9 protein-coding genes are annotated in these 13,144 nt (G+C 64.4%); 4 read left to right on the forward strand and 5 right to left on the reverse strand.

Annotation, left to right across the window (positions count from 1 at the left end; translation table 11 throughout):
* Positions 1–43: 43 nt before the first annotated feature.
* A complete protein-coding gene (locus PO883_RS11380) occupies positions 44–2,296 on the reverse strand; it encodes an arginine/lysine/ornithine decarboxylase (RefSeq protein WP_289309862.1) in 2,253 nt (750 codons plus the stop codon).
* Between PO883_RS11380 and PO883_RS11385 the strand changes: the two genes are divergently transcribed.
* Positions 2,295–2,426, forward strand: coding sequence for a hypothetical protein (locus PO883_RS11385; RefSeq protein WP_289309863.1), 132 nt, complete (start codon positions 2,295–2,297; stop codon positions 2,424–2,426). The two genes, PO883_RS11380 and PO883_RS11385, sit on opposite strands and share 2 nt — an antisense overlap.
* A 72-nt stretch (positions 2,427–2,498) precedes the next feature.
* On the opposite strand, the gene PO883_RS11390 is transcribed toward PO883_RS11385, so the two are convergent.
* On the reverse strand, positions 2,499–3,113 hold the full coding sequence (locus PO883_RS11390; RefSeq protein ID WP_289309864.1) for a DUF4337 domain-containing protein: 615 nt from the start codon (positions 3,111–3,113) through the stop codon (positions 2,499–2,501).
* A 5-nt stretch (positions 3,114–3,118) separates the two neighbouring features.
* A complete protein-coding gene (locus PO883_RS11395) occupies positions 3,119–3,622 on the reverse strand; it encodes a dihydrofolate reductase (RefSeq protein ID WP_289309865.1) in 504 nt (167 codons plus the stop codon).
* Between the two features lie 371 nt (positions 3,623–3,993).
* Between PO883_RS11395 and carA the strand changes: the two genes are divergently transcribed.
* Genes carA through PO883_RS11410 form a run of 3 tightly spaced genes read left to right on the forward strand, consistent with a single transcriptional unit; the run spans position 3,994 to position 10,741 of the window.
* Positions 3,994–5,151 carry a glutamine-hydrolyzing carbamoyl-phosphate synthase small subunit gene (gene carA, locus PO883_RS11400; RefSeq protein ID WP_289309866.1) on the forward strand — a complete coding sequence of 386 codons (1,158 nt, stop codon included), beginning with the start codon at positions 3,994–3,996 and terminating at the stop codon, positions 5,149–5,151.
* Entirely contained in the window at positions 5,144–8,980 is a 3,837-nt protein-coding gene (gene carB / locus PO883_RS11405) for a carbamoyl-phosphate synthase large subunit (RefSeq protein WP_308605871.1), read from the forward strand. Before carA ends, carB begins: the two co-directional genes overlap by 8 nt.
* 18 nt (positions 8,981–8,998) lie before the next feature.
* Positions 8,999–10,741, forward strand: a complete 1,743-nt coding sequence (locus PO883_RS11410; RefSeq protein ID WP_289309867.1) for a methyl-accepting chemotaxis protein — start codon at positions 8,999–9,001, stop codon at positions 10,739–10,741.
* A gap of 329 nt (positions 10,742–11,070) precedes the next feature.
* Here the strand turns inward: PO883_RS11410 and thyA are convergent, their stop codons facing one another.
* Both thyA and PO883_RS11420 read right to left on the reverse strand, forming a co-directional pair.
* Positions 11,071–11,865: a thymidylate synthase gene (thyA, locus tag PO883_RS11415; protein ID WP_289309868.1), complete on the reverse strand. Its 795-nt coding sequence runs from the start codon at positions 11,863–11,865 to the stop codon at positions 11,071–11,073.
* A 22-nt stretch (positions 11,866–11,887) separates the two neighbouring features.
* Positions 11,888–12,976 carry a low specificity L-threonine aldolase gene (locus PO883_RS11420; protein ID WP_289309869.1) on the reverse strand — a complete coding sequence of 363 codons (1,089 nt, stop codon included), beginning with the start codon at positions 12,974–12,976 and terminating at the stop codon, positions 11,888–11,890.
* Positions 12,977–13,144 lie beyond the last annotated feature (168 nt).

Genomic DNA, 13,144 nt, shown 5'->3' on the forward strand with positions numbered 1-13,144 from the left:
GGAACCCGAAGGTTCCTTTCATGCGTAGCGCATGGATTGGCGATTACTGGCGTACGCAATCGACGAAATAGCCGCGCTTGCCATCGACTTCGCGCTTGACCAGGCCGTGCACGTCGGTCTCGAAGCCGGGGAAGCGCTCGTTGAAGTCGCGCGCGAAGCGCAGGTAGTCGACGATGGTCTTGTTGAAGCGCTCGCCCGGGATCAGCAGCGGAATGCCCGGCGGGTAAGGCGTCAGCAAGATCGCCGTGATGCGGCCTTCCAGCTCCTCGATGGCCACGCGCTCGATCTCGCGGTGCGCCATCTTGGCAAAGGCGTCGGACGGCTTCATCGCCGGGATCATGTCGGACAGGTACATCTCGGTGGTCAGGCGCGCCACGTCGTAAGTCTTGTAGAAGTCGTGGATCTGCCGGCACAGGTCGCGCAGGCCCATCGCTTCGTAGCGCGGGTTGGCCGCCGCGAACTCCGGCAGGATGCGCCACATCGGCTGGTTCTTGTCGTAGTCGTCCTTGAACTGCTGCAGCGCCGTGACCAGCGTATTCCAGCGGCCCTTGGTGATCCCGATGGTGAACATGATGAAGAACGAGTACAGCCCGCACTTCTCGATGATCACGCCGTGTTCGGCCAGGTACTTGGTGACGATCGAGGCCGGAATGCCGGACTCGCCGAACACGCCGTCGAGCGTCAGGCCCGGGGTGACCACGGTGGCCTTGATCGGATCGAGCATGTTGAAGCCCGGGGCCAGATTGCCGAAACCGTGCCAGTCGTCCTCGGCGCGGATCATCCAGTCGTCCTGGGTGCCGATGCCTTCTTCCGAGAAGGTGTCCGGGCCCCACACCTGGAACCACCAGTCGCTGCCGAATTCGGCGTCGACCTTTTTCATGGCGCGGCGGAAGTCGAGCGCTTCGAAAATGGATTCCTCGACCAGCGCGGTGCCGCCCGGCGCTTCCATCATGGCCGCGGCCACGTCGCACGAGGCGATGATCGAATACTGCGGCGAGGTCGAGGTGTGCATCAGGTAAGCCTCGTTGAAGGCATCCTGGTCCAGCTTGACCGTTTCCGATTCGCGCACCAGCACTTGCGAGGCCTGCGACAGGCCGGCCAGCAATTTGTGGGTCGACTGGGTCGAGAAGATCATCGACTCCTTGGCGCGCGGACGGTCCTTGCCGATCGCGTGCATGTTCTTGTAGAAGTCGTGGAAGGTCGCATGCGGCAGCCACGCTTCGTCGAAGTGCAGGGTGTCGATCTTGCCGTCCAACATTTCGCGCAGGGTCTCGACGTTGTACACCACGCCGTCGTAGGTCGACTGGGTGATGGTCAGGATGCGCGGCTTCTTGTTGACGGCTTCGCGCGCGAACGGATTGGCTTCGATCTTGCGGGCGATCGATTCGGGCGTGAACTCTTCGAGCGGGATCGGGCCGATGATGCCGAGGTGGTTCCGGGTCGGCATCAGGAACACGGGAATCGCACCGCACATGATGATCGAGTGCAGGATCGACTTGTGGCAGTTACGGTCCACCACGACGATGTCGCCGGGGGCGACCGTGGAGTGCCACACCATCTTGTTCGAGGTCGAGGTGCCGTTGGTGACGAAGTAGCAGTGGTCGGCATTGAAGATGCGCGCCGCGTTGCGTTCCGACTTGGCGACCGGGCCGGTGTGGTCGAGCAGCTGGCCGAGTTCTTCGACGGCGTTGCAGACGTCGGCGCGCAGCATGTTCTCGCCGAAGAACTGGTGGAACATCTGGCCGATCGGCGACTTCAGGAAGGCCACGCCGCCCGAGTGGCCGGGGCAGTGCCAGGAGTACGAACCGTCGTTGGCGTAGTTGACCAGCGCGCGGAAAAACGGCGGCGCCAGGCCGTCCAGGTAGGACTTGGCTTCGCGGATGATGTGGCGCGCCACGAATTCGGGCGTGTCCTCGAACATGTGGATGAAGCCGTGCAGCTCGCGCAGGATATCGTTCGGGATGTGGCGCGAGGTGCGCGTTTCGCCGTAGATGTAGATCGGGATGTCCGAGTTCTTGTGGCGGATTTCCTTGACGAACGCGCGCAGCGCGATCAGGGCCGAATCGGTGTCTTCGATCGAGCCGGAGCCGAATTCTTCGTCATCGATCGACAGCACGAAGGCCGACGCGCGCGACTGCTGCTGCGCGAACTGCGACAGGTCGCCGTAGCTGGTGACGCCGAGTACCTCCATGCCCTCTTTTTCCATCGCCTCGGCGAGCGCGCGGATGCCGAGGCCGGAAGTGTTCTCGGAACGAAAATCCTCGTCGATGATGACGATTGGGAAACGAAATTTCATGGACAGCTCCAAAGCGAAGCGCCGTGAGGATGTCCACGCCTGTGCGGGACGCCGCTCACGGCACCGGTCAAAAAAAGAAGAAGCGGATTTTCGCAGAAATGGCGGCAATCCGGTGAAAAACTTTTGCTAGATTAACTACAAGCGGACCGTAGTGTCGCACAACAGGCGCGCGCGTGCGGCGCGCGCGCCAAACACTGTCTTTTTAGTGGGCCGCGACCGCGCCGGCGCCCATCAGCGCACCGATCGGATCGACGTGCAGCCAGGCGAACACGCCGAGCAAAATGCCGACCGCCGCGACCGCGTAGGCGCCGATCATCAGCCACTTCTTACGCGTCAGCAGGGTGATCGCCGCCAGCGAAATGGCGATCTGTTCGGCCGTGGTGGCCAGCGCCCACTGGTGGTGCTGGTGCATCTTGGCGTCGGACTGGTGGTTCCAGTCGTCGGCCTTGGCGTCGAGCGCTTCGGCATCCTTGCGGATGTCGTCTTTTTCAAGCTTGTAGCGCGCCACGTCGGCCTTGTATTTTTCCGGGTCGACGCCGGGCAATACCATCGCCAGTTCGGCCAGGTTCTGCTTGTTCGACTTGGCCTGGTAGTAGTTCCAGCTGTTGGCGGCCTTGGTCTTTTCGATCGCGGCGTTATTCTTGAACAGCGCCGCATCGTTCTGGGTGGCGCCGCCCTGGTAGCCGAACATGGCGCCGACCGTGGCCAGCACCGCCGTCATCACCGCGATATTGTTGGAGAAGGTGTCGCTGCCGTGGGCGGCGTGTTCGAGCGCGTGGTCGTGCGGTCCGTGTACGTGAAAACCGTGTCCTGACATGGGAATTAACTCGCTTTACTATAAGTGACGAAGGCGTAATCGAAGCCATTGCTGGCCGAATGGTGTGGTTCGCGCGCGGTCTCGGTCCATGCGGCCGGGTCGAGCGGTGGGAAAAAGGCATCGCAGGCGAAGCTGTGCGCGATCTCGGTGACGATCACCTGCTGCGCCAGCTCCAGCGTCTGTGCATAAATCTGGGCCCCGCCGATGACGAAGGCCGAAGCGTCTCCAGCGCCATCGCCGCCTTGCACCAGCGCCAGCGCCTGCGGCACCGAAGCTGCCCGTTCCACGCCCGCGTGGCACCAGTCCGGATTGCTGGTAATGACGATATTGCGCCGGTTCGGCAGGGGGCGGCCGATCGACTCGAAGGTCTTGCGGCCCATGATGACCGGGTGGCCGGTGGTCAGGCGCTTGAAGTGCGCCAGGTCTTCCGGCAGGCGCCAGGGCAGGGTGTTGTCGATGCCGATGCCGCGCGCGGCGTCCATCGCAACAATGAGTGAGAGTGTTGTCATAAGGCCTCGGTGTTTCCAAACAAATCAGAAGGTGCTCATTATCATGCAAATCGGCGACTTCGCGAGATTTTGATCTGTCGAAAGCCCTGTTGAGCCGTTGCTTCGCCCCGATGTTTCAAAGTGAAAAGTCACAAACTCTCACACCCTCGTTTTGTTGTAAAGCATTAATTACAAAGGGGAAATTGGCAAATTAAAAATTAAGTGTTGGGATAAAACGTCACACACTAATTTCTGTATGGCAACTGCGTTCCTGTGCTGTATCGTATTCCAACACTCGCCGCAACATGGATGGATAGCGCAGGTTTTTCTTGTCAGATTGCAAGACGATGACTGCCGGGACCGGGCAGCGGGTGCCCTATTTTGGAGATCAGATGAAGCACCCACTCAGTAACAGCAACGGGGCCCGCCCGCGCGCCACGCTGGCATTACAGGACGGCACGCTATTCGAAGGCAGCGCCATCGGCACCACCGGCCACACCAGCGGTGAAGTCGTATTCAATACCGCCATGACCGGCTACCAGGAAGTGCTGACCGATCCGAGCTACACGCGCCAGATCGTCACGCTCACCTATCCCCATATCGGCAACACCGGCATCAACAGCGAAGACGGCGAATCGGCGCGCGTGCAGGCCGCCGGCCTGATTATCCGCGACCTGCCTTTGCTGGCCTCGAATTTCCGCTCCACCCAAAGCCTGTCCGACTACCTGGTGCAGCAGGGCGTGGTGGCGATTGCCGACATCGATACCCGCAAGCTGACCCGCCTGCTGCGCGAAAAAGGGGCGCAGAACGGCGCCATCGTGGTCGGCGGCGAGCCGGGCCAGGCGCTGGCCCTGGCGCGCGCCTTCCCCGGCCTGGAAGGCATGGACCTGGCGCGCGTCGTCTCGACCAGCGCCCCCTACGAATGGACCGAAGGCCTGTGGCAGCTGGGCGCCGGCTGCGCCCCGCATCCGGCCCCGCAGCTGCACGTGGTGGCCTACGATTACGGCGTCAAGACCAATATCCTGCGCATGCTGGCCGGACGCGGCTGCCGCGTCACCGTGCTGCCCGCGCAATCGAGCGCGCAAGAGGCGCTGGCGCTGGCCCCGGACGGCATCTTCCTGTCCAACGGCCCGGGCGATCCGCAAGCCTGCGACTACGCCATCGAGGCCGCGCGCACCCTGATCGACAGCGGCACGCCCGTCTTCGGCATCTGCCTCGGGCACCAGATCATGGCGCTCGCCTCGGGCGCGCACACGGTCAAGATGAAGTTCGGCCACCGCGGCGCCAACCACCCGGTGCAGGACCTGGCCAGCGGCAAGGTCGCCATCACCTCCCAGAACCACGGTTTCGCGGTCGATGCGGCCAGCTTGCCGGCCAACTGCCGCGTCACCCATGTGTCGCTGTTCGACGGCACGCTGCAAGGCTTCGAGCGCCTCGACAAGCCCGCTTTCTGCTTCCAGGGCCATCCCGAAGCCTCACCCGGCCCGCACGACCTGGCCGTACTGTTCGACAAATTCGTTACCATGATGGAAAGCCGTAAACATGCCTAAGCGTTCAGACATCCGTAGCATCCTGATTATCGGCGCCGGCCCGATCGTGATCGGCCAGGCTTGCGAATTCGATTATTCCGGGGCCCAGGCCTGCAAGGCGCTGCGCGAGGAAGGCTACAAGGTCATCCTCGTCAACAGCAACCCGGCCACCATCATGACCGACCCCGAAATGGCCGATGCCACTTACATCGAGCCGATCGCCTGGGAAGTGGTGGCGCGCATCATCGCCAAGGAGCGTCCCGACGCCATCCTGCCGACCATGGGCGGGCAGACCGCGCTCAATTGCGCGCTCGACCTGCACCGCCACGGCGTGCTGGCCGAATTCGGCGTCGAACTGATCGGCGCCACGCCGGAAGCGATCGACAAGGCCGAGGACCGCGCCAAGTTCAAGGCCGCCATGACCAGCATCGGCCTGGCCTCGGCCCGCTCGGGCGTGGCCCACAGCATGGCCGAAGCGTGGGAAGCGCAAGGTCCGCTCGGTTTTCCGGTGGTGATCCGGCCCTCGTTTACGATGGGCGGCAGCGGCGGCGGCATCGCCTACGACGCGGCGCAATTCCACACCATCTGCCAGCGCGGGCTGGAACTGTCGCCCACCAGCGAGCTGCTGATCGAAGAGTCGCTGCTCGGGTGGAAAGAGTTCGAGATGGAAGTCGTGCGCGACAAGCGCGATAACTGCATCATCGTCTGCTCCATCGAAAACCTCGACCCGATGGGCGTGCACACGGGCGACTCGATCACCGTGGCGCCGGCGCAAACGCTGACCGACAAGGAATACCAGATCATGCGCAACGCCTCGCTGGCGGTGCTGCGCGAAGTGGGCGTCGACACCGGCGGCTCGAACGTGCAGTTCGCGGTCAACCCGGCGGACGGACGCATGATCGTCATCGAAATGAACCCGCGCGTCTCGCGCTCGTCGGCGCTGGCCTCCAAGGCGACCGGCTTTCCGATTGCGCGCGTGGCCGCCAAGCTGGCGGTCGGCTTCACCCTCGACGAACTGCGCAACGAGATCACCGGCGGCGCCATGCCGGCCTCGTTCGAGCCGTCGATCGATTACGTGGTCACCAAGATCCCGCGCTTCGCCTTTGAAAAATTCGCCGGCGCGGACGAGCACCTGACCACCCAGATGAAATCGGTGGGCGAGGTGATGGCGATCGGACGCACCTTCCAGGAATCGTTCCAGAAAGCCTTGCGCGGGCTCGACATCGGCGTCGACGGCGTGCGCCGCGACGGCATGCGGACCGGGCGCGCCGTGATCGAAGAGGAGTTGAGCAAGCCGGGCCCGGACCGCATCTGGTACGTCGGCGAAGCCTTCGCCCAGGGCTTCACCCAGGATGAGGTGCACGCGTGCAGCGCCATCGATCCCTGGTTCCTGGCGCAGATCCACGACCTGGTCGAGGTCGAGCAGTGGCTCGAACAGCAATCCCTGGCCACGCTCGACAAGCCGCTCATGTACCGCCTCAAGCAGCAGGGTTTCGGCGACCGCCGCCTGGCGGCGCTGCTGGGCGCCACCGAACAGGCGGTGCGCACGGCGCGCCACGCGCTCGGCGTGCGCCCCGTGTACAAGCGGGTCGACACCTGCGCGGCCGAATTTTCGACCAGCACCGCCTACCTGTACTCCACCTACGATGAAGAATGCGAAGCGGCGCCTAGTACGCGCAGCAAAATGATGGTGCTCGGCGGCGGCCCGAACCGCATCGGCCAGGGCATCGAATTCGATTACTGCTGCGTGCACGCGGCGATGGCCCTGCGCGCCGATGGCTATGAAACCATCATGGTCAACTGCAATCCCGAAACCGTCTCGACCGACTTCGACACCTCCGACCGCCTGTATTTCGAGCCGGTGACGCTGGAAGACGTGCTCGAAATCGTCGCCCTCGAAAAGCCGGCCGGCGTGATCGTGCAGTATGGCGGCCAGACCCCGCTGAAGCTGGCGCTGGCGCTGGAAGCGGCCGGCGTGCCGATCATCGGCACCTCGCCCGACATGATCGACGCCGCCGAAGACCGCGAACGCTTCCAGCAATTCCTGCAAAAGCTGGACCTGCGCCAGCCGCAGAACCGCACCGCGCGCACCGAGGTCGACGCGGTGCGCCTGGCCGGCGAAATCGGCTACCCGCTGGTGGTGCGTCCCTCGTATGTACTGGGCGGGCGCGCCATGGAAATCGTGCACGAGCAGGCCGACCTGGAACGCTACATGCGCGAAGCGGTCACCGTCTCGCACGATTCGCCGGTGCTGCTGGACCGCTTCCTGAATGACGCCATCGAGATCGACGTCGACTGCGTGTGCGACGGCGTGCGCACCCTGATCGGCGGCGTGATGGAACATATCGAGCAGGCCGGCATCCACTCGGGCGACTCGGCCTGCTCGCTGCCGCCGCATTCGCTGAGCGCGGCCACGGTGGCCGAGATCAAGCGCCAGACCTCGCGCATGGCGCTGGAACTGAACGTGGTCGGCCTGATGAACGTGCAGTTCGCGGTCCAGCAAAAGCGGGTCGACGGGCGCGTGCACGACGTGGTCTACGTGCTCGAAGTGAACCCGCGCGCCTCGCGCACCGTGCCGTTCGTGTCCAAGGCCACCGGACTGCAACTGGCGAAAATCGCCGCGCGCTGCATGGCCGGCCAGTCTTTGGCGAGCCAGGGCATGCTTGAAGAAGCGGTGGCGCCGTGCTTCAGCGTCAAGGAAGCGGTGTTCCCGTTCGCGAAATTCCCCGGCGTGGACACCATACTCAGTCCGGAAATGCGCTCGACCGGCGAAGTGATGGGGGTTGGCCCGACCTTCGGCGAAGCCTTCTTCAAGGCCCAGCTGGGCGCCTCGGTCAAGGTGCCGCGCGCCGGCCTGGTATACCTGCGCGTCAAGCGCGGCGACCAGGCGCGCGCGGTGGTGCTGGCGCGCCAGCTGCTCGGCGCCGGCTTCACCCTGGGCGCCAGCCTGGTGACGGCCACCGTCATCCGCGCCGCCGACCTGGAGGTGGAGGATATCGACGATGCCGTCATCCTGGATCGCCTGGCCGCGCGCCAGATCGCCATGATGGTCCTGACGGTCGATGAAAAACGCAGCGCCGTGGTGGCCTCGCGGCCGCTGCGGGTGGCGGCGCTGGCGGCCGGCACAGTAGTGTGCACCACCATCGCCGGCGCCGAATGCATGTTCGAAGCGGCCCGCCACGCCGACAGCTACGGACTGGCGTCGCTGCAGGAACTGCACGCCAAGCACCCCGAGGCCGCACCGGCGCCGCCCGCGCGCGCGCTGCCCAGCGCCGCCGACCTGGCGGCGGCGTCCACCGTCCTGCCCGAGCGGCGCGCCCGTTCGCGCGAACGCACGGCCGGCGGCACGCCGCTCAAGCTGTTCATCCGCCAGCCGTTCACCGAGTCGGACGCCGAGCAGCAGCGCCTGATTGGCGACATCATGGACCTGATCGACAGCGCCAACGGCATGCCGCACCCGTTCGACTACCTGACCGGCACCCGCGCCGAAAGCGCGGACACCTTCAAGAAGTCGTTCGAGCGCGATTACCACCTGCCGTTCACGCCCAAGAACTTCCGCGACCACCGTCTCGGACTGCTCGACCATGCCGATGCGGTGGTCAACATCCGGGTCGGCATGAGCGAAAGCAGCGCCTTCGAGCTGGGCTACCACATCTTCAAGGGCCGCTGCACGCCGGTACTGTTCCTGGTATGGAAGCACGCACCGATCAAGACCACCCTGATCCGCGAGCTGCAAGACCTGTGCGACGTGACGTATCTCGAATTCGAGCACGTCGACGAACTGCGCAAGGGCATTCACGCATTTTTCAGCACCATCCGGCACGGCGCAAGCACGACCACCACTTCGTAGTCACACAAGGAGGAACGCATGTTCGATAACATGAAAATCAGGACCCTGGTGATGGGAGTCCTCGGCTTCCTGATCGTGCTGATGGTTACCATCGGCGCGATGGGGATCTACAGCGGACGACATTCGGTCGGGCTGGTACGCGACATCACCGTCGAAGACCAGCGCAACACCAATGTACAATCGGCCATCCGGCTCGAAATGGAACTCAATCGCAGCCAGATCCTGCAAGCGCTCCAGCACAATCCGGTGCTGAGCTGGGCGCAGCTGCACGACCACCCGCTGACGGTCCACTTCGACCAGATCGACGCGATCGCGGGGCGCACCGCCAAGCGCTGGGAAGAGTACATCGCCGGGGTCAGGTCGCCCGAGGAAAAGCGCCTGGCGCAGGAGTGGTATGCCAAGAGCGACGGACTGGGGATCGAGAACGTGCGCGCGGCGGCGGCCTTCATCAAGGCCGAGAAATGGGACGACGCCGAGATGGTCCTGATCAAGAAGATCAACCCGGGCTACCGCATCGGCGACGCCACCCTGGCCACGCTCAAGGAACTGGCCGACAAACGCGTCAAGGCCGATGACGAGATGGTCAATTCCAGCTTGGCGCGCATCGCGTACGGCATGATGGGCATCCTGGTGGTCGGCGTGGTGCTGGGCATGGCGGTGGGCTGGACCCTGGTCAAGGCCATTTCGGCGCCGCTGCAGGAAGCCATGCAGATCGCCGTGCGCGTCGCCGACGGCGACCTGACCGGACAGATTGTCTCGCACGGGCGCAACGAGATCGGCGCCTTGCTGGGCGCGATGGCCAAGATGAAATCGAACCTGGCCGACATCGTCTCGGAGGTACGCAGCAGCACCGACACCATTTCCAGCGCATCGAGCGAAATCGCGGCCGGCAATACCGACCTGTCGGACCGCACCAGCTCCCAGGCCAGTTCGCTGGAGCAGACCGCCGCCTCGATGGAAGAACTGACCTCCACCGTGCGCCAGAACGCCGACAATGCGCGCCAGGCCAACGTGCTGGCGATGTCGGCGTCGGAAGTGGCCAGCAAGGGCGGGCTGGTGGTGGCGCAGGTGGTCGAGACCATGGGCTCGATCAATGCCTCGTCGAAGAAGATCGTCGACATCATCGCCGTCATCGACGGCATTGCGTTCCAGACCAATATTTTGGCGCTCAACGCCGCCGTCGAAGCGGCGCGCGCCGGCGAACAGGGGCGCGGCTTTGCGGTGGTGGCATCCGAAGTACGCAACCTGGCGCAGCGTTCGGCCGGCGCCGCCAAGGAAATCAAGGAACTGATTGGCGATTCGGTCGAAAAAGTCGACAGCGGCGCCAAGCTGGTCGACCAGGCCGGCCTGACGATGCAGGAAATCGTCACCAGCATCCATCGCGTGACCGACATCATGGGCGAAATCACCACCGCCAGCGCCGAGCAGACGGCCGGCATCGACCAGATCAACGAAGCGGTCGGGCAGATGGACTCGATCACCCAGCAAAACGTGGCGCTGGTCGAGGAAGCGGCGGCCGCCGCCGGACTGCTGCAAGAGCAGGCTGGTACGCTGACCCAGGTGGTCAGCGTGTTCAAGCTCGATGGCAGCCGTGCAGCGGCAGCGCCAGCGCGCATGGCGCCGCCGCGCAGGGCCGCACCGGTAGCGCCGCGCCTGGCGGGCAAGAGCGCGCCGGTCGTCAAGAAAGCCGCCGCGCCCAAGCCGGCCCCGCAAAAGCGCGCCGCTACCACGGCCGCCGAATCGGATTGGGAAGAGTTCTGAGCGGACCCGCAGGGCCACGGCGGCGTCAGCGCCGCTGTGGCCCTGCGCGCCGGTATCATGATGCCGGCCATATTGTATGTGGACTATTGCACGAGCTTGTCGCGGTGCCTGGCATAAGCGACGGCAGCGTCCTGGCATTCGACTGTCCCCACGACCGCCTGTATGCGGGCGCGGCAAGCACTGTCCAGGTGCTGGAGCGGGCCAGCAAGCAGGGTGAGGATGGCCAGGCCGCGCCGCAGTCGGTCAACGCCGCTTACCTCGCGGTGATCAGCGCTTTCGCCTTCCGAGATAAAGGGCGGGGCTTGCGCAATGGCAGGCGCCGCCTCGATTCACACCGCGACCGGCGCCTTGATGGACGCGTGCGATTCGTAGCCGACCACCTCGAAGTCCTCGAACTTGTAGTCGAACAGCGAGTCCGGCTTGCGCTTGATGACCAGGCGCGGCAGCGCGAACGGCGCGCGCGACAGCTGCAGGTCGACCTGCTCCATGTGGTTCGAATACAGGTGGCAGTCGCCGCCGGTCCACACGAAGTCGCCCACTTCCAGGCCGGCTTGCTGCGCCAGCATGTGGGTCAGGATCGCGTACGAGGCGATATTGAACGGCACCCCCAGGAAGATATCGGCGCTGCGCTGGTACAGCTGGCACGACAGCTTGCCGTCGGCGACATAAAACTGGAACAGGGCATGGCACGGCGGCAGCTTCATGTTCGCAATGTCCGCCACGTTCCAGGCCGAGACGATCATGCGGCGCGAGTCGGGCGTGTTCCTGATCTGGTCGAGCACCTGGCTGATCTGGTCGATGTGCTCCCCGCTTGGGGTGGGCCAGCTGCGCCACTGATAGCCGTAGATGGGACCCAGGTCGCCATTGGCGTCGGCCCAGTCGTCCCAGATGCTCACGCCATTGTCCTTGAGGTAGCCGATGTTGGTGGACCCCGCGAGGAACCAGATCAGCTCATGGATAATGGATTTGAGGTGCACCTTCTTGGTCGTCACCAGCGGAAAACCGTCTTGCAGGTTGAAGCGCATCTGATGGCCGAAGACGGAGCGGGTACCGGTGCCGGTGCGGTCGGTTTTTTCGGTGCCATGGTCTTTCACATGGCGCATGAAGTCGAGGTATTGGCGCATCGCTAAAACTCCTGATTATAACTCACTGGCCGGCCAGGCCCCTGGCCAGCAGCTCGATGCTGTCGCGCACGCGCTGGTCGGGCAGGCCGGCCAGGTTCTCGCCCACGTACAGCTCCACGATGCTGGTATCGGCCAGGGCGCCCGGCGCGGCGCGGCCGAACAGCCACACCTGGTGGTCGTGCGCGACGCGGTTGCGGATCTCGATGGCGCGTTCGCGGCTCACCGGCAGGTGCAGATGCAGCATGTTGGCCTGCGGGCGGGCCGGATTGACGCGGATGGCCGGATAATCGCGCAGCACCTCGTACAGCCACTCGGTGCGGCGGAAATAGTGCGGCATGGCGGCGATGCGGGCGTCGAACTGCATCGCCGCCGACACCACGTAGGGCGAGCGGTGGATCACATTGCCGCCCTGGCGGCGGAACCACTCGGCCGCGCGCTCGACGAAGGAACGGCTGCCGGCCAGCATGGCGCCACCCAGGCCGCCGATGCCCTTGTAAAGCGACACGTAGACCGAATCGAAGCCGGCGGCGATCTCGCGCGGCGTGCGCTTGTAGCCGGCGGCGGCCTCCCACAGGCGGGCGCCATCCATGTGCAGGTGCGCATTGCGGGTGCGGCAATGGGCCTTGATCGCATCGAGCTGTTCCCAGCTTGGATTCTGGCCGCCGATCTCGCGCATCGGGACCTCGATGGCGACCGCGCCCAGTTTATCGGGTAGGGCGCGCAAGTCGGCTGCCGTCCACGGGCGATGGCGTTCACCCGCCACTAGTGCGTGGAAGTGGCCGAGCAGCTGGTAGTTCGATTTCTCGTGGACCAGGATGTGGGAGGTCGGATGGAGCGCCACGAGGGTGCTGGCGCGGTCCTCGCAAGCCAGGCGCAGCGCCGTGACCTGGGCCATGGTCCCGCTGATGCAGAACACGGCCGCCTCGAAGCCGAGCAGGGTGGCGATTTTCTCCTCGAACTGCTCGACCAGCGCGCCGTTGCCGTAGACATCATGCGCGACATGATTATCCTCGCACCACGCGGCCATGGCCCGGAACGTCTCGGCCGGCGTACGCGCCCGATGGCCCGGCAGCACCGTATGGCAGTGTTGAAACAACTCGGCATCCGTCAAAACACACTCCTTCGGCAACTAATTCCCCAACCGGGGTCTGACCTCTGACTCGAAATTTTGCAAAATCGCGAACAGGCCCGCTTTGCAAAGATGTTCTTTAAATACTGTTCAGTCCTCGCATGGCGTTCAAACCCCGTGTTTGGGCGCTTTTCTCCGTCAGAGTATTGC

It is taken from the genome of Massilia sp. DJPM01, from assembly GCF_030348125.1.
GTDB lineage: Bacteria > Pseudomonadota > Gammaproteobacteria > Burkholderiales > Burkholderiaceae_D > Telluria_A > Telluria_A frigida.